The sequence below is a fragment of the Nonomuraea africana genome (assembly GCF_014873535.1).
GTDB classification, from domain to species: domain Bacteria; phylum Actinomycetota; class Actinomycetes; order Streptosporangiales; family Streptosporangiaceae; genus Nonomuraea; species Nonomuraea africana.
On sequence record NZ_JADBEF010000001.1, the window covers coordinates 3,595,586 to 3,611,758 of the forward strand.

General features: G+C 71.7%; 14 protein-coding genes. 4 read left to right on the plus strand and 10 right to left on the minus strand.

Annotated features, from left to right (window positions below; all coding sequences use genetic code 11):
• The first annotated feature begins 62 nt into the window (after positions 1-62).
• Both H4W81_RS17005 and H4W81_RS17010 read left to right on the plus strand, forming a co-directional pair.
• The gene (locus tag H4W81_RS17005; RefSeq protein WP_192775707.1) at positions 63-920 is read left to right on the plus strand and encodes a PAC2 family protein; all 858 of its coding nucleotides are present in this window, start codon (positions 63-65) and stop codon (positions 918-920) included.
• Between the two features lie 323 nt (positions 921-1,243).
• Positions 1,244-1,741, plus strand: coding sequence for a hypothetical protein (locus tag H4W81_RS17010; protein WP_192775708.1), 498 nt, complete (start codon positions 1,244-1,246; stop codon positions 1,739-1,741).
• Here H4W81_RS17010 and H4W81_RS17015 read toward each other — a convergent pair.
• From H4W81_RS17015 to H4W81_RS17045, 7 genes are all read right to left on the minus strand, one after another.
• Positions 1,648-2,412 carry a sirohydrochlorin chelatase gene (locus tag H4W81_RS17015; RefSeq protein WP_318781781.1) on the minus strand — a complete coding sequence of 255 codons (765 nt, stop codon included), beginning with the start codon at positions 2,410-2,412 and terminating at the stop codon, positions 1,648-1,650. The genes H4W81_RS17010 and H4W81_RS17015 overlap by 94 nt on opposite strands.
• A complete protein-coding gene (locus H4W81_RS17020; RefSeq protein WP_192775709.1) occupies positions 2,409-3,575 on the minus strand; it encodes a uroporphyrinogen-III synthase in 1,167 nt (388 codons plus the stop codon). The genes H4W81_RS17015 and H4W81_RS17020 overlap by 4 nt, the downstream gene beginning before the upstream one ends.
• On the minus strand, positions 3,572-3,916 hold the full coding sequence (nirD, locus tag H4W81_RS17025) for a nitrite reductase small subunit NirD (protein ID WP_192775710.1): 345 nt from the start codon (positions 3,914-3,916) through the stop codon (positions 3,572-3,574). Before nirD ends, H4W81_RS17020 begins: the two co-directional genes overlap by 4 nt.
• Entirely contained in the window at positions 3,913-6,354 is a 2,442-nt protein-coding gene (gene nirB / locus H4W81_RS17030; RefSeq protein ID WP_192775711.1) for a nitrite reductase large subunit NirB, read from the minus strand. Before nirB ends, nirD begins: the two co-directional genes overlap by 4 nt.
• Complete coding sequence (locus tag H4W81_RS17035) at positions 6,351-7,751, minus strand: FAD-dependent oxidoreductase (RefSeq protein ID WP_192775712.1); 1,401 nt, start codon at positions 7,749-7,751, stop codon at positions 6,351-6,353. The genes nirB and H4W81_RS17035 overlap by 4 nt, the downstream gene beginning before the upstream one ends.
• 7 nt (positions 7,752-7,758) lie before the next feature.
• Positions 7,759-9,774: a molybdopterin oxidoreductase family protein gene (locus H4W81_RS17040; protein WP_192780855.1), complete on the minus strand. Its 2,016-nt coding sequence runs from the start codon at positions 9,772-9,774 to the stop codon at positions 7,759-7,761.
• Positions 9,775-9,912: 138 nt separating this feature from the next.
• A complete protein-coding gene (locus H4W81_RS17045) occupies positions 9,913-11,223 on the minus strand; it encodes an MFS transporter (protein WP_192775713.1) in 1,311 nt (436 codons plus the stop codon).
• A 428-nt stretch (positions 11,224-11,651) separates the two neighbouring features.
• On the opposite strand from H4W81_RS17045, the gene H4W81_RS17050 reads away from it, so the two are divergent.
• Positions 11,652-12,128, plus strand: coding sequence for a peptide deformylase (locus H4W81_RS17050; RefSeq protein WP_192775714.1), 477 nt, complete (start codon positions 11,652-11,654; stop codon positions 12,126-12,128).
• Between the two features lie 324 nt (positions 12,129-12,452).
• The gene (locus H4W81_RS17055; protein ID WP_192775715.1) at positions 12,453-14,234 is read left to right on the plus strand and encodes an ABC-F family ATP-binding cassette domain-containing protein; all 1,782 of its coding nucleotides are present in this window, start codon (positions 12,453-12,455) and stop codon (positions 14,232-14,234) included.
• A gap of 206 nt (positions 14,235-14,440) precedes the next feature.
• Here H4W81_RS17055 and H4W81_RS17060 read toward each other — a convergent pair whose 3' ends face one another.
• From H4W81_RS17060 to H4W81_RS17070, 3 genes are read right to left on the minus strand one after another with little or no spacing between them, the layout of a single operon-like run.
• On the minus strand, positions 14,441-14,680 hold the full coding sequence (locus H4W81_RS17060) for a WhiB family transcriptional regulator (RefSeq protein WP_192775716.1): 240 nt from the start codon (positions 14,678-14,680) through the stop codon (positions 14,441-14,443).
• Between the two features lie 15 nt (positions 14,681-14,695).
• Positions 14,696-15,637, minus strand: a complete 942-nt coding sequence (locus H4W81_RS17065; protein WP_192775717.1) for a glycosyltransferase — start codon at positions 15,635-15,637, stop codon at positions 14,696-14,698.
• Complete coding sequence (locus H4W81_RS17070) at positions 15,634-16,158, minus strand: D-glycero-alpha-D-manno-heptose-1,7-bisphosphate 7-phosphatase (protein WP_225958667.1); 525 nt, start codon at positions 16,156-16,158, stop codon at positions 15,634-15,636. Before H4W81_RS17070 ends, H4W81_RS17065 begins: the two co-directional genes overlap by 4 nt.
• Positions 16,159-16,173: the final 15 nt, after the last annotated feature.

A 16,173-nucleotide genomic window follows, 5' to 3' on the forward strand; every position in this document is an offset into this window, starting at 1 on the left:
TGACGTAGCGCCCGCCCCACCGCATAGGCTTAGGCGTTGAGAACAGCGAGAGGAGGCGGCGCGTGATCGAGCTCGAAGGGCTCCCCGAGCTCGTCGATCCGGTGCTCATCGCCGCGTTCGAAGGGTGGAACGACGCCGGTGAGGCGTCCAGCGGCGTGATCGCCCACCTGGAGAGCGAATGGAAGGCAGAGCCGCTGATCGCGCTGGACCCGGAGGACTACTACGACTTCCAGGTCACGCGCCCCATCGTGGAGATGGGTGACGGGCTGACCCGCTCGATCGTCTGGCCGACGACGAGGTTGTCGCTGGCCCGGCCGCCGGGCTTCGAGCGCGACGTGGTGCTGCTGCGCGGCATCGAGCCGAACATGCGCTGGCGCGGCTTCTGCGACGAGATCGTGGGCATCGCGCACGAGCTGGGCATCGAGCTGACGGTGATGCTGGGCGCGCTGCTCAACGACTCGCCGCACACCCGTCCCGTGCCGATCGTGGGGTCGGCGACCGACGAGGGGCTGGCCCGCTCGATCAATCTCGAGCTGACCCGCTACGAGGGGCCGACGGGCATCGTCGGCGTCCTGCAGCACGCGTTCGGCGCGGCGGGGCTGCGGGCGGTCTCACTGTGGGCCTCGGTGCCCCACTACGTGGCCCAGCCCCCCAACCCGAAGGCGACGCTGGCGTTGCTGCGCAGGGTGGAGGACGTGCTGGAGCTCCCCATTCCGCTGGGCGACCTCGTGGAGGAGTCGCGCGCGTGGGAGAACGGCGTGGACGAGCTCGCCTCTCAGGACACCGAGGTGGCCGAGTACGTCAAGGAGCTCGAGGAGCGCAAGGACGCCGCCGAGCTGCCCGAGGCCTCGGGCGACGCGATCGCCGCCGAGTTCGAGCGCTACCTGCGACGCAGGGACCACGACCCCGGCGACCAGTGAGTCACGCGCTCTGACAGGTCCGCGTGACGGCTCGTCGCGGCCGGCAGAAATGTGGCAACTGACAGGGAAGTTTCAGGAGTTGCTTGCCACAATTCTCTATGGTTTCGGGTAATAATCAGTGCCTCGCACGTTCCAGCGGTATTTCGCACATACCTGGAACGCCAACTCGCAACCATTGCACGACCAGGAAAAGACAACTCTGTAACTTCGGTGAATTGCGGCACGGCCACGTTGAACCTACCCATGTGACTGCGCACGTTAGGGCAACCATGGCTACTTCCCATGTCGACCCGCACCAGAGAAGCCAGGAGACCAGGCGGCGCGTGCTTGAGATGGCGCTGTCGCTGAGGGAGGAGCGTGGCGGAGGCCCTGTCGACCTCTTCCTCGCGCTGCTCCAGGACCGCCTCCCGCTCTGGCTGCGAATCCTGCACAACCTGTCCCACCTCGTGGGGAAGGGTCAGGTGAGCGACAATCTGCTCCCCATCGCACGGGCGGGCATCGACTACTACGCGGAGGTCCAGTCGGCGGCGCTGCCGGCCTTCACCTCCCCTTCGGTGACGGTCCGCTTCCGCGAGGCCGTCCGCGACACCGGTCTGGGCCCGATGGCCGAGATCCGTCCGCTGGCCGGGTACCTGGAGGCCGAGCAGCGACTCGGCAGGGTGGCCGCGTCGGTCGATCCGGTGGGCAGCGCGAGACTGCTGCTGGCCGGGTGTTTCCAGCACGCCTACTACGAGATGTTCGTCGGCGCCGACGCGGGCCCTTCGCGGGACGCGAGTGCCGAGGAGATCGTCAAGGAGTTGCGGCTGGAGCCTGCCGCCTGATCGTGCCTGGCCCACACCAGGGCGGCGAGGTCGGGGTCGGCGCCGATCGGTTCGGTGACCACGTCGGCGCCCGCGCCCGACAGCCTGTCGTGGAAGAAGCCCGGTGCCAGCAGGTAGGAGGCGAGCGCGACGCGAGGGGCTGGGCCGCACCGCGTGCGGTCCAGCGCCTCGCCCACCGTCGGGCCGCCGCCCGTGGCGAAGGCCGCGGTGACGGGCCGCGAGAGCCGTACGGCGAGCAGCCTGGCCGCGGCGCGCACGTCGGCGAGGGCCGCGGGGTCGGAGGAGCCCGCCGCGCCCAGCACGACCGCGTCGGTCGCCCGCAGTCCCGCCCTCGCGAGCCTGCGGGCCAGGGCGTGGGCCAGCAGCGGGTGCGGGCCGAGTGGCCCGGCGACGGCGGCGTCGGGCCGCGACCTCGCGATCACGTCCGGCAGGTCGATGTGGACGTGGTAGCCGCCCGCCAGCAGCAGCGGCACCACCGTGACGGGGCCGGGCAGCCGGGGCAGGACGTCGGCGAGCAGCGGCCGGCTGATCTCGAGATAGGCCAGCTCCACCCTGCGTCCTGGCCGCAGGGCGCGCACCAGCGCGGTGAGCCTGGCGAGCGTCTCCTCCCCCGCCGCGCTGCGGGTGCCGTGCGCGGCGATGACCAGCGTGCCCCGCGCGTCCAGCCTCACAGGCCGTCCCCGCGGTGGGTGGCGAGGCGGTAGCCGCGCTTGACCACGGTCTCGACGATCCCGCCCGGCCCGAGCGCCCTGCGCAGCCTGGTGACGGCCATCTCGACCGCGTGCTCGGCCGAGTCGCGGGTGGCGCCGCCGGGCAGCACGGTCCGCAGCTCCGAGCGCGGCACCACGTGGCCCGGCTTGTCGGCCAGCCGCTTCAGCACCGCCATCGGCGCCGGGGGCAGCGGCTTGAGCTCGCCGTCCACGGCGACGGCGTGGCCGCGGATCTCCAGCTCGTGACCGCCGGCCACGAGCCTGGTCACGCTGTGCTCGGGCAGGTGCCTGGCGAGCGTCCTGGCGAGGGCGCCGAGCCGGGAGCGTTCCGGCTGGAGTACCGGCACGCCCTTGGCGACCAGCGGCTGCGCGGTCACCGGGCCCACGCAGGCGGCGACGACCCTGCCGCCGAAGGCGGCCAGCAGCGCGTCCTCGAGCCCGTCGGCGCGGGCGGAGCCGAGCATGGCGAGGACGGCGGGCGCGCTGGTGAAGGCCACCGCGTCGACGCCGCCCGAGATGGCCTGGCTGACCAGCCTTCGCAGCGGCGAGGTGTCGCGGTAGGGCAGCCAGCGGTAGACCGGCACCTCGATGACGTCGGCGCCCGCGGCGCGCAGCTCGGCGACGAACCCGGTCAGCGGCTCGCCGTGCAGCTGCACGGCGATGCGGCGCCCGCGCAGGTCCTGGGCAAGCAGGTGCTGCTTGACCTCCTCGCAGGACTCGGTGGCGGGCGTCCAGTGGTCGTTCAGGCCCGCCGCGCGCACCGCTCCCCGCGCCTTGGGGCCCCTGGTGAGGAGCCTGGCACGGGTCAGGTGCTCCGACAGCTCCGCCGACAGTCCCCAGCCCTCGGCCGCGGCCATCCAGCCGCGGAAGCCTACGCCGGTGGTGACGACGACGTCGTCCACGGGCGCCTCCAGGCTGCGCCGGGTGGCGGCGAGCAGGTCGGTGTCCTCGGCGAGCGGCACGAGCCTGATCGCCGGCGCGCTGACCACCCGGGCGCCGCGCCGTTCCAGCAGCGCGCAGAACTCCTCCCGCCGCCTGGTCGCGGTCACCCCGATGGTGAACCCGGCCAGCGCGTCGGGCGCCGTCTCGGGGGATCTCGCCTCTTCCACGGTCAGGGCGCTCAACGCCCCACCTCCACTCTGCCGTCGGTCACTCGGGTCGGATAGGTCGCCACGGTCACCGAGGGATCGTCCAGGCACTCCCCCGTGACCAGGGAGAAGACCTGCTTGTGCAGGGGCGAGGCGACCGTGGGCTCCTCGCCCCTGCTGCCGACGATCCCGCGGGAGAGCACGTGGGCTCCGGTGAAGGGGTCGAGGTTGGAGATGGCGTGGACGCCACCGTCGAAGGTGCGGAACAGGGCGATCTGCTCCCCTTCGACCAGCGCGCAGGCGCCCCGCTCAAGCAGCAGGTCGGCGTAGGCGCAGACGGTGACCCAGACGCGGGCGGGCAGTTCGGCGACGGTCATCGGTGGTGCTCCTTTCCTGTCAGGCGGGTCAGGGGGATGAGAACCGGCTTGATCTGGTCGCGTTCGGTCTCGAAGACGATCGAGGGGTCGGGGACGCCCGGCGCGTTGACGAAGCTGACGAACCTGCCGAGCTTGTCGGGGTCCTCGATGGTGGCGCGCCATTCGTCGACGTACGTGGCCACGTGCCGCTCCATCTGCTCCTCCAGCGAGGCGCAGATGCCGAGGGAGTCGTCCACGACCACCGACCTGAGGTAGTCGAGCCCGCCCTCCAGCGACTCCACCCACGCGGCGGTGCGCTGCAGGCGGTCGGCGGTGCGGATGTAGAACATCAGGAACCTGTCGATGATCCTGATGAGCTCGTCGGTGGAGACGTCGGAGACCAGCAGGTCGGCGTGGCGGGGCTTGAAGCCGCCGTTGCCGCCGACGTAGAGGTTCCAGCCCTGCTCGGTGGCGATGATGCCGAAGTCCTTGGAGCGGGCCTCCGCGCACTCGCGGGCGCAGCCCGACACCGCCGACTTGAGCTTGTGCGGGGAGCGCAGGCCCCGGTAGCGCAGCTCCAGGGCGATGGCCAGGCCGACGGAGTCCTGCACGCCGTAGCGGCACCAGGTGGAGCCGACGCAGGACTTCACCGTGCGCAGCGCCTTGCCGTACGCGTGGCCGGACTCGAAGCCCGCGTCGACCAGGCGCTTCCAGATCTGCGGGAGCTGTTCGACGCGGGCGCCGAACAGGTCGATCCGCTGACCGCCGGTGATCTTGGTGTAGAGGCCGAAGTCGCGGGCCACCTCGCCGACGACGATGAGCTTCTCGGGGGTGATCTCGCCGCCGGGGATGCGCGGGACGACGGAGTAGGTGCCGTTCTTCTGGATGTTGGCCAGGAAGTGGTCGTTGGTGTCCTGCAGCGCGGCCCGCTCGCCGTCCAGCACGTGGCCGTTGTGCAGCGAGGCGAGGATGGAGGCGACGGCGGGCTTGCAGATGTCGCAGCCCCTCCCCCTGCCGCACAGCGCGATCAGTTCGGAGAAGGTCGTGATGCCGCGCACGCGGACGATGTCGAACAGCTCGGCCCTGCTGTGGTCGAAGTGCTCGCACAACGCCTTCGACAGCTCGACGCCCGACCTCTCCAGCAGCTGCTTCAGCATGGGCACGCACGAGCCGCAGGTGGTGCCCGCGCGGGTGCACGCCTTGAGGCCCGGCACGTCGCTCACGCCGTCGCTGATCGCCTCGCGCAGCGTGCCCGCCGTGACGTTGTTGCAGGAGCAGACCTGGGCGTCGTCGGGCAGGTCGAGGGTGGCCGCCGACCCCGTGAACAGCAGGTCGGAGGGGGCGGCGGGCAGCGGCTTGCCGACGAAGGGCTTGAGCGTGGTGTACGGCGCGGCGTCGCCCACGCAGATCCCGCCGAGCAGCGTCCGGGCGTCGTCGGAGATGAACAGCCTCTTGTAGACGCCGCCCACCGGGTCCATGTAGGTGACGTCGAGCGCGCCCTCCATCGCGCCGAACTGGGCCACCTCGACGCCGAGGAGCTTGAGCTTGGTCGACAGGTCGGCGCCCTCGAAGGCCGACGCGCCGCCGAGCACGCGGTCGGCGGCCACCTCGGCCTGCGTGAAGCAGGGGCCGACCAGCCCGTAGACCGTGCCGCCGGCCAGCGCGCACTCGCCCACCGCGTAGATCGACGGGTCGGCGGTGCGCATGCCGGCGTCGACGACGATCCCGCCGCGCTCACCCACCTCGAGGCCGCAGTCCCTGGCCAGCTCGTCGCGCGGCTTGATGCCGGCGGAGAAGACGACCACCGCGTCGCCGATCACGCCGCCGTCGCTGAGCACCACCCGGCCGGGCTCGATCGAGGCGAGCGAGACGCCCGCGTGCACGGTCAGCCCGAGGTTGGAGATGTGCCCCTTGAGCACCGAGCCGCCGCCCTCGTCCACCTGGCGGGGCATCAACCACGGAGCGAGCTCCACGATGTGGGTGTCGAGGCCGAGCCCCCGCAGCGCGTCGGCGGCCTCGAGACCGAGCAGCCCGCCGCCGACGACGACGCCTCTCGTGGCTCCCGCGGCGGCCGCCCTGATGCTTTCCAGGTCGTCGATCGTGCGGTAGACGTAGGCGTCCTCGGCGCCGGGCACCGGCGGCACGAACGGCGCCGACCCCGTGGCCAGCACCAGCGTGTCGTACGGCTCGGCGTGTCCTTCGGCCGTGGTCACGACCTTGGCGGCCCTGTCGATGCCGGTCACCCGGGTGGACAGCCGCGTCACCACCCCCGCCAGATCCGGATATTTCAGGTCTTGGAAGCTGGAGCCCTGCAGGTAGGACGTCAGCGCCACCCGGTCGTAGGCGGGACGGGGCTCCTCGCCGATGACCGTGATCGTCCCGTCGAAGCCCCTGTTCAGCAGGGTCTCGACCAGCCGGTGCGCCGTCGGGCCGTAGCCCACCACGACAAGTCTGTTCACGCGGAAACCCCCTCTTGCTCGCACAGCCAGCCGACGATGCCCTCGACGGCGTCGCGGCAGGTGCCGCAGCCGGTCGTGGCCCTGGTCGCGGCGGCCACCGCGGTCACGTCACGCGCGCCGGACTCCCAGCACGCCCTGATCTGGCCCTTCGTCACGTTGTTGCACTGGCAGACCTTGGCCGAGTCCGGCATCCTGACCGGGCTGTCGGCCACCGCCGCGCCCGACACGCCGGGGAAGAGCAGTCCCTCCCGGTCGCCCGGCAGCGGCCCGCCCCTGTCGAAGAGCTGCGTGAGCGTGCCCACCGCGGCGCTCTCGCCCAGCAGGATCGCGCCCACCAGGCGGCCCTCGCGGATGACGAGCTTGCGGTAGGTGCCCCGCGCCCTATGGCTGAAGCGCACCACCTCGGCGTGCTCCTCGGTCAGATGCGTCTCTCCCATCGCGGCCAGCTCCACGCTCTTGGCCTTGAGCCTGGTGACCAGGCGCGAGCCCCGGTAGCGGGCGTCCTTGGCGGCGCCGGTGATCACGTCGGCGACCACGGCGGCCTGCTCCCACGCGGGCGCGACCAGCCCGTAGACGACGCCGTCGTGCTCGGCGCACTCGCCGATCGCGAAGATCGCCGGATCGTCGGTGCGCAGCTCGTCGTCCACGACGACGCCGCGGCGCACCTCCAGGCCCGCCTGCGCGGCCAGCTCCGTCTCCGGCCTGACGCCGCAGGCCAGCACCACCAGGTCGGCTTCGACGAGCGTGCCGTCGGCCAGCCGTACGCCCTCGGGCAGCACCTCGGCCGCGCTCACACCGGTGCGGATCTCGACGCCGAGACCCGCGAGGGTCTCGCCGAGCACCAGCCCCGCCTCGGCGTCGAGCTGGCGCTCCATGAGGTGGCCGGCCAGGTGCAGCAGCGTGACCGGCAGGCCGCGGCCCGCCAGGCCGCGCGCCGCCTCGATGCCGAGCAGCCCGCCGCCGATCACGACCGCCTTCGAGCTCGTACGGCTGGCGGCGAGGATCGCCTGGCAGTCGTCGAGCGTGCGGAACGGGATCGCCCGCTCGACGCCGGGGATCGGCGGGACGATCGCGCGGCTGCCCGTGGCCAGCACCAGCACGTCGTACGGCACCCGCCGCCCGTCCTCGGCGATCACCGTCCGGGTCTCCCTGTCGATCTGCACGACGGGGGTGCCGAGGACCGCCTCGACGCCGTGCTCGCCGTACCATGCGGGATCCAGCAGGCGCACCTGGTCGGGCCCCGAGCTCCCGGCCAGGACGTTCGACAGCAGCACCCTGTTGTAAGGCTGCCAGGTCTCCGCGCCGAACACGGTGACCTTGCTCTCCTTGTCACGGGCGCGCACCTCGCTGACCAGGCGCGCCCCCGCCATGCCGTTGCCGACGACGATGATTCTCATTGGTCGCTCACCGCTCCTCATTCGCTACGCGGCCGAGCTCGTTCCTCGCCCGTCCACTCCGCTCACTGCGTCGGGTTCGCTCCCGTGCGACCTTCTCCAGTCTGACCGCGCACACCTTGAACTCCGGCATCCGTGAGGTCGGGTCGAGCGCGGGGTTGGTGAGGCGGTTGGCGCCCTCCCAGTGGAAGGGCATGAACACGGTGTCGGCCCTGATCGCGTCGCTGATCCTGGCCACGCCCTCGGTGGCGCCCCTGCGGCTGCTGACGCGCACGAGGTCGCCGGCGCCGATGCTCAGGTGCTCGGCGAGGTCGGGGTGGAGCTCGACGAACGGCTCGGGCGAGGCCTCGACGAGCGGGGCGATCCTGCGGGTCTGCGCGCCCGACTGGTAGTGGGCGAGGACCCGGCCCGTCGTGAGGTAGACGGGGAAGTCGGCGTCGGCCTCCTCCGCCGCGGCCCGATGCTGGACGGGGACGAACCTGGCCAGGCCGTCGGGAGTGTGGAAGCGGTCGAGGAACATCCGCGGCGTGCCGGGGTGCTCGGGCTCGGGGCAGGGCCAGAACAGGCCGTCGCGCTCGTAGGTGATGCCCGAGTAGTCGGCCGTGCCGCCCTGTGAGGCGCGGCGCAGCTCGTCGAAGACCTCGCGTGGCTCGGCGGGCCAGGTGTGGCCCATCCGCAGCGCGAGCTGCTGGATGATCCAGAGGTCGGAGCGCACCCCCTCAGGCGGCTCGACGGCCTTCCTGCGCAGCTGGACCCGGCCCTCCAGGTTGGTCATGGTGCCGTTCTCCTCGGCCCACTGCGTGCTGGGCAGCACCACGTCGGCCAGGCGCGCGGTCTCGCTCAGCACGAAGTCGACGACGACCAGCAGGTCGAGGCTCTTCAGCCGCTCGGTGACATGCGCCGACCTGGGCGCGGAGACCACCGGGTTCGAGCCGTACACCAGCAGCGCCTTCGGGCCCTCCCCGGTGCCGAGCGCGTCGAGCAGCTCGTAGGCCGACCGGCCGGGGCCGGGCAGCGTCTCGGGCTCGACGCCCCACACGGCGGCGACGTGCGCGCGGGCGGCCGGGTCGTCGATCTTGCGGTAGCCGGGCAGCTGGTCGGCCTTCTGACCGTGCTCCCTGCCGCCCTGCCCGTTGCCCTGGCCCGTCACGCACCCGTAGCCGGAGCCCGGCGTGCCGGGCAGGCCGAGCGCGAGCGCGAGGTTGATGAACGCGGTGACGGTGTCGGTGCCTTTGGCGTGTTGCTCGGCTCCCCTTCCCGTTAACACCACCGCTTTATCCGCATTTTTCAGCATTTGTACGGCTTGGCGGATAGCTGCTACGGGAACACCCGTGACCCGTTCGACCCGCTCGGGCCACCATTCCGACACCGAAATTCGAACCGCTTCAAAACCGGTCGTGCGGCGGGCGATGTATTCGCCGTCGAGCGCCTCCTCGGCGATCGCCACGTGCAACAGGCCGAGCGCGAGAGCCAGGTCGGTGCCCGGCGTGGGCTGCAGGTGCAGCGCGGCCAGCTTGGCGGTCGCGGTACGCCTCGGGTCGACGACGATCAGCGCGGGCCGCGTGAGGTGCCTGACGATCGGCGGCATGGTCTCGGCCACGTTCCCGCCCGCCAGCAGCACCACGTCGGCCTCGGCCAGGTCGGTCAGCGGGAAGGGCATCCCCCTGTCGGCGCCGAACGCCCTGATCGACGCGGCCGCCGCCGACGACATGCAGAAGCGGCCGTTGTAGTCGATCTGGCTGGTGCCGAGCGCCACGCGGGCGAACTTGCCCAGCTGGTAGGCCTTCTCGTTGGTGAGCCCTCCGCCGCCGAACACGGCCACACCGTCGGGGCCGTGTTCGGTGCGCACCTCGCGCAGGCGGGAGGCCACGTGGTCGAGTGCCTGTTCCCAGGTGGCCGGGCGGCCGTGCAGCAGCGGCGTGGTCAGCCGGTCGGGGCTGGACAGCAGCTCGGCCGCGGTCCAGCCCTTCTGGCACAGGGCGTCGGTGGCCTCGACGGTGACCCGCTCCCCCACGGTCAGCGCCATGCCGCACTGCAGGGCGCAGTACGGGCAGTGGGTGAGAGTGGGAGCGGTCACGAGATCGATGGTGCTTTTGGGCCGTTTCACACCGGGGTCCCTTCTGTTACTAACGTGCTAACAGCGGCTCACCGCGCAAGTGAGGGGTCAGACGCGGGCGTGGGCCAGGCTGGGGACCCTGGCGACGCCGACCGTGCGCGTGTAGCACCACCAGGTGAGGGCGAAGCAGGCGACGTAGAAGAGGCCGAAGGCGACGAAGGCGGCGGCCGGGCTGCCGGTCCCCGCGAAGGACATGCCGAAGCCGCGGTTGATGAGGAAGCCGCCGAACGCGCCGATGGCCGAGATGATGCCGATCGCCGCGGAGGCCTGGCGCTTGCCGTACAGCAGGGCCTGTTCGCTGGTGCCGAACTCCTCGGCGGCCTTGGCCTGGAAGATGGCGGGGATCATGCGGTAGGTGGAGCCGTTGCCGATGCCCGCGGTGACGAACAGCGTCTGGAAGGCGAGGAAGAACAGCCAGAAGCTGCCCGAGGCGCTGGCCAGCCAGACCAGGACGACGCCCGCGCCCATCGCGGCGAAGTTCCAGAGCGTGACGGGCGCGCCGCCGAGCCGGTCGGACAGCCAGCCGCCGACCGGCCTGATCAGCGAGCCGAGCAGCGGCCCGACGAAGGCGACCGCCGCCCACGACGAGTCGGGGAACAGGCTCTTCGACAGCAGGGGGAAGGCGGTGGAGTAGCCGATGAACGAGCCGAACGTGCCGATGTAGAGGAAGGACATCACCCAGGTCTGCGCCTTGCCCGCCACCGCCCACTGCTCGCGGGGGCTGGCCTTGGCGCTGGCCAGGTTGTCCATGAAGAACCAGGCGCAGGCGGCGGCGACCACGACGAACGGCACCCAGAACCACCCCGCCGCCGCGAGCCCGAACGCGCCGATCACCAGTGGCATGACCAGCTGCACCGAGCTGACGCCGATGTTGCCGCCCGCCGCGTTCAGCCCGAGCGCGGAGCCCTGCTTGTGCTGGGGGTAGAAGTAGGTGATGTTCGCCATGCTGGAGGCGAAGTTGCCGCCGCCGAACCCGGCCGTCGCCGCGATCACCAGGAACAGCCAGTACGGCGTGCCGGGATCGCTGACCGCGACGCCGAGCAGGATCGCCGGGATGAGCAGCAGCAGCGCGCTGGCCACGGTGAAGGTGCGCCCGCCGAACCGGGCCGGGCCGAAGGTGTAGGGGATCCGGAGCGCGGAGCCGATCAGGTTGGGCAGCGCGACCAGCCAGAACAGCTGGTCGGTGGTGAAGTCGTAGCTGCCCATCTTGGCCGCGACGATGCTCCACAACGTCCAGACGGTGAAGCCGAGGTGCTCGGCGAGGATGGAGAAGACCAGGTTGCGCCTGGCCACCCGCTTGCCGTCCCGCTCCCAGAATGCGGGGTCGTCAGGGTGCCAGTCGGCGATCCAGCGCGCCATCGTTCCTCCTACGGTTCGGGGATACCGACCGACCGTAGGGAGAGCGGGTTACGCACCTTGACGATGTGTGACGGTGCGCCGGTTACATGTGCCTCACAGCCGTAACATGCAATGCATGTGTTTCACCCGGGCAACACGGCGTTAACGCGCCGCCGGAGGGACGGCGGGTGGCCCCTCCGCGCGCCGGGTCACACGGCGGTCGGCCCGACCCGCCCCGTGCCCTCGCCGCCGAGGTCGGAGTGCTCCGACGCGCCCGCGCCCGCCTGCCTTCCGTGCGGCCTTCGGTCACTCCTCGGCCGATCACCCGGTGAGCAGGACGAAAGAGCCGTGGAACAGATCCCGCTCGTTCGCCGGCGAACCCGACGGTTCGCCCCGGGCCGCAATGGGAATCGTTTCCTGGACGACGACAACGTTCTCGGGGAGTTGCCGTGGCCGTGCAGCGCATCCGCGCTTTCGACGATCCCGTGCTGCGCGCCGTCGCGCAGCCGGTGACCGGGTTCGACAAGGAGCTTCGGAGCCTGGTCAAGGCGCTGACGCTCACGATGCGCCAGGGCACGGGCCGGGCGGGCCTTGCCGCGCCTCAGATCGGGGTGCAGGCCAGGGTGGTCGTCTTCGACTACGACGGCAAGGCGGGGCACCTGGTCAACCCGCGTCTTGAGCTGTCGGAGCGGACGGTCGTGGCTGACGAGGCGTGCCTGTCCGCGCCCGGCCTCTGGTGGCCGTTGGAGCGTTCCTTCGGTGTCACGGCGCGCGGGCGCGACATGTACGGCAAGCCGGTGACGGTGCGGGCCATCGGGACGCTGGCCAGGGTGCTCCAGCACGAGGCGGACCACCTGGACGGCGTGCTGTTCGTCGACCGGCTGGCCGACGACGAGCGCGCCCGCTTCATGGAACTGGCCCGCTGACCCCGCCCGGCTGACCTGCCCGGCAACGCCACCCCTGGCCGGGACCGCTGACCCCGCTGCCGATCAGGCCCGCTCGTTCCCCGACATGCCTGCTCGCTTCCTGTCAGGCCGCCTCCGCTGCGCTCTTCGTGATGGCCAACGCCTATGTGACGGGCACCGTGCTCACCGTGGACGGCGGCGCCGGGCTGGCCTGACCGAAAAACCGGGTGCGCGCCGGTGGAGGGGGCGCCTACCCTGGTGGCATGTCTACGCCCCGGATCTCTTAGCTAGGACACCCGCCTTCGCATACCGTTGTGTCCAAGAGCTTATCCGGAGCGTTACTTCATGATTACCTTTCGTGACGTCGACGTGCGCGTCGGCGCGCGTCTCCTGCTGTCCGGCATCACCGCCCACATCGCCCCCGGCGACCGCATCGGCCTGGTCGGCCGCAACGGCGCGGGCAAGACCACGCTGATGCGGATCCTGGCCGGACAGGGCAGGCCCGCGGCGGGCGCCGTCGTCCGCACGGGGCCCGCCAGCTATCTCCCCCAGGACCCTTCTGCCGCCGATCCCTCGCTCACCGTCATCGACCGCATCCTGTCGGCCCGCGGCATGGACGAGGCCGTCCGCGCCCTGCGCGCCGCCGAACTCGCCCTCGCCGCCATCCCAGCCGACGACCTCACCGCGCACGACCTCACCGCGCACGACCTCTCCGCAGGCGAGGTCGCCTCGGGCAAGCCAGCCTTGGGAGGGTCTTCGTGGGGTGGGCCGTCGTCGGGCGTGCTTGGCCCAGGCGGGTCGGGCGGCCCCGGCTCGGGTGGGTCCGGCTCGGGCCGGTCTTCGGCGGGGGTGGGTACGGCGGGCGAGCGGGCCATGGCTCGTTACGTCAGGGCCGAGGCGGAGTTCCAGGCTCGGGGCGGATACGCCGCGGAGGCCGCGGCGGCCAGGGTCGCGGCGGGGCTGGGCCTGCCCGACCGGGTGCTGTCCCAGCCGCTCGGCACCCTGTCCGGCGGTCAGCGGCGCCGCGTCGAGCTGGCCAGGGTGCTGTTCGCCGAGCGCGGCACGCTCCTGCTGGACGAGCCGACCAACCACCTCGACGGCGACTCCATCGCGTGGCTGCGCACCTTCCTCGCCTCCTACCAGGGCGGTCTGGTGGTCATCAGCCACGACACCGAACTGCTGGCCGACGTGGTCAACAGGGTCTGGCGGCTGGACGCCGACCTGGCGGCGCTCGAGGTGCACAACACCGGCTGGGAGACCTACCTCGCCGACAGCCGGGCCGCCGAGCGGCGCACGGCCAGGCAGCGGGCCGCCGCCGAGCGCAAGGCCGCGGCCCTGCACGCCCAGGCCGACCGGATGCGGTCGAACGTGGCCACGGCCGTCCGGGCCCGCGACATGGCCCGGCGCGCCGACCGGATGCTGGCGGGGGTGGCGCCCGCCCGCCGTACCGAGAAGGTCGCCAGGATCCGGCTGCCCGAACCGGCTCCGAGCGGACGCATCCCGCTGGGCGCGGTCGGCCTCACCAAGTCATACGGGAGCCTGGAGGTCCTGACCGGCGTGGACCTGGCCGTCGACCGGGGCTCCAGGCTCGTCGTGCTGGGACTGAACGGCGCGGGCAAGACCACGCTGCTGAAGATCCTCGCCGGACGGCTCGCGCCCGACTCGGGCCGGGTCGTGCCCGGCCACGGCCTGCGGCTCGGCTACTTCGGCCAGGAGCACGACACGCTCGACCCCGCCCGCACGGTCAGGCAGAACCTCGCGCAGGCCGCGCCCGGGCTGAGCGACGGCGAGGCTCGCACCATCCTCGGCTCGTTCCTGTTCGGCGGCGACGACGTCGACAAGCCGGCGGGGGTGCTGTCGGGCGGCGAGAAGACGCGGCTGGCGCTGGCGGGGCTGGTCAGCTCGGGGGCGAACGTGCTCCTGCTCGACGAGCCGACCAACAACCTCGACCCGGCCTCCCGCGCCGAGGTGCTGGCGGCGGTGGGCGCGTACAAGGGGGCGGTGGTGATGGTCACCCACGACGAGGAGGCGGTCGAGGCGCTGCGCCCCGAGCGTGTGCTGGTGCTGCCCGACGGCGTCGAAGACCTCTGGAACGCCAGCTACGCGGACCTGATCAGTCTCGCCTGACGGCTTCGCCGCGGCTCGGCCCACCTCGTCAAGGGCCGCGCCGCGGCGGCCTCGATCGGTCTCGCAGAAGCCGCGGTTTCAGGAGGCGCGGGTCTCAACAGGCGCAGGTCTCAGGAGACGCGGGTTTCAAGAGACACGGGTTTCAAGAGACACGGGTTTCAAGAGACGCGGGTTTCAAGAGACGCGGGTTTCAAGAGACGCGGGTTTCAGGAGGCCAAGGGCAGGAGGGTGCGGCGTTCGGTGGGGGTGGTGCCGCCCCACACGCCGTCCGTCTGCCTGGTGGACAGCGCGTAGTCCAGGCAGGCCGCCCTGACGGAGCAGCCGCCGCAGATGGACTTCGCGTGTTCCACCTGGGCCTGTCCCGCGCCCTCGAGCGAGATGGGAAAGAAGATTTCAGGGTCCTCGTCCAGGCAGGCGGCCCGGCGCGAGCGGTCGAGGATGAACATGATGTTCCAGACCTGTCAGTGGGCGTTGTGCGCACACGGGGTACCCGGAGATTCGCCCAGCAAACTGTCCCAGTCGGCAAGAAATCTGGTGATTCCGTACCTGGAGAGGGCCGCCTGGCGGGCCGCCTTGCCGTACTGACCGGCGAGGGAGGGGTCTGAGACGAACGCGGACAGCGCCTCGACCAGCACCGGGAGCCTGGTGGACAGGACGCCGGCGTCGGCGGGGACGGCCTCGATCGCCTCGGTGGCGGCCAGCGCGACGACGGGCAGGCCGAGCATCATGGCCTCGATGAGGGAGAGGCCGAGCGAGGTCCAGCGGTAGGGGTGCAGGTAGGCGCGGCGCCGGGCCAGTGCCGCGTGCAGCTCGGCCTGGGGCAGGTCGTAACCCGGGTACGGCAGGCCGTCCGTATTCATCCCGAACAGGTCGATCGGCACCTGGAAGGCGGGCAGCAGGTCGGTGCCTGCCACGCGCGTCCTGCGGACCGGCTCGTTGATGACCACGCCCGCGCGCGGCAGCTCGCCGGTGTAGAGATGGCCGGGATCGACGACGCCGTGCTCGATCACGCGGACGGGGGCCGACCCGTTGTCCCAGTACAGGGCGTTGAAGTGGGTGACGTGGACGAGCGGGATCGCCGACTGGCCCGCGAGCGGGTGCCGGGTGGCCGGCGGATCTCCCCTGGGCGTGTTGTGCTCGACGTAGACGCCGGGGACCGGCCTGCCGAGCCAGGATCCGGCCAGGTCGATCTCGTGCGGCCGCTGGTAGACGACCACGTCGACGTCCTCGTCGCGCAGCCGGTCGAAGGGCACCTCCCGGACGGAGGCGGGCCACTCGAAGCTCGTGGCCCTGCCGCGCCCGTCGGGGCCGCGGTCGGGGGTGAGCGGCACCAGGTAGGTGTGGCGGCCCTGGACGAACGAGGTGGTCCAGGAGCCGTGGACGTGCCAGAGCAGGATGTTCATCCGCACACCCACTCGACCGCCTCGCGCAGGTCATGGGCGACCTCGGGGGCGGCCACGATCTCGCTGGGCAGCGTGCGCGGGGTGGGCACGAGGATGGCCCTGGCCCCCGCGGCCCTGGCGGCCTGCATGTCCCTGCCGATGTCGCCGATGACCACGCAGTCGGCGGGTTCGACCCCGAGCGTCCCGGCCGCGCGGAGCACCAGTCCCGGCTCCGGTTTGCGGCAGACGCATCCGTCGTCCTCGCCGTGGACGCAGATGGCCCACGCGTCGAAGGGGCCGAGCAGCTCCTCGACCCGCTCGTTGACCTGGTGGAGCTCGTCGGGCGTGATCAGTCCCTCTGCCACGCCCGACTGGTTGGTCACCACGGCCACCGGGATGCGGCGCTCACGCAGCGTCCGCAACGCCTCCAGAGCACCCGGCATGGGCTCCACGAGCTTCGGGTCGTTGTTGTACGGCACGTCTCTGATCAGCGTGTCGTCGCGGTCGAAGAGAACCGCCGCGGTCGGTCGACGAGAGAGCATGTCCGGCCGCTGCCC

What these genes read in the sequence shown, in the direction of transcription:
- H4W81_RS17035 (WP_192775712.1), bottom strand. Translation starts at nt 7,751, where the DNA reads ATGAGAATCATCGTCGTCGGCAACGGCATGGCGGGGGCGCGCCTGGTC.
- H4W81_RS17060 (WP_192775716.1), bottom strand. Translation starts at nt 14,680, where the DNA reads ATGTTCATCCTCGACCGCTCGCGCCGGGCCGCCTGCCTGGACGAGGAC.
- H4W81_RS17045 (WP_192775713.1), bottom strand. Translation starts at nt 11,223, where the DNA reads ATGGCGCGCTGGATCGCCGACTGGCACCCTGACGACCCCGCATTCTGG.
- H4W81_RS17065 (WP_192775717.1), bottom strand. Translation starts at nt 15,637, where the DNA reads ATGAACATCCTGCTCTGGCACGTCCACGGCTCCTGGACCACCTCGTTC.
- H4W81_RS17070 (WP_225958667.1), bottom strand. Translation starts at nt 16,158, where the DNA reads ATGCTCTCTCGTCGACCGACCGCGGCGGTTCTCTTCGACCGCGACGAC.
- nirD (WP_192775710.1), bottom strand. Translation starts at nt 3,916, where the DNA reads ATGACCGTCGCCGAACTGCCCGCCCGCGTCTGGGTCACCGTCTGCGCC.
- H4W81_RS17055 (WP_192775715.1), top strand. Translation starts at nt 12,453, where the DNA reads ATGATTACCTTTCGTGACGTCGACGTGCGCGTCGGCGCGCGTCTCCTG.
- H4W81_RS17040 (WP_192780855.1), bottom strand. Translation starts at nt 9,774, where the DNA reads ATGGCGCTGACCGTGGGGGAGCGGGTCACCGTCGAGGCCACCGACGCC.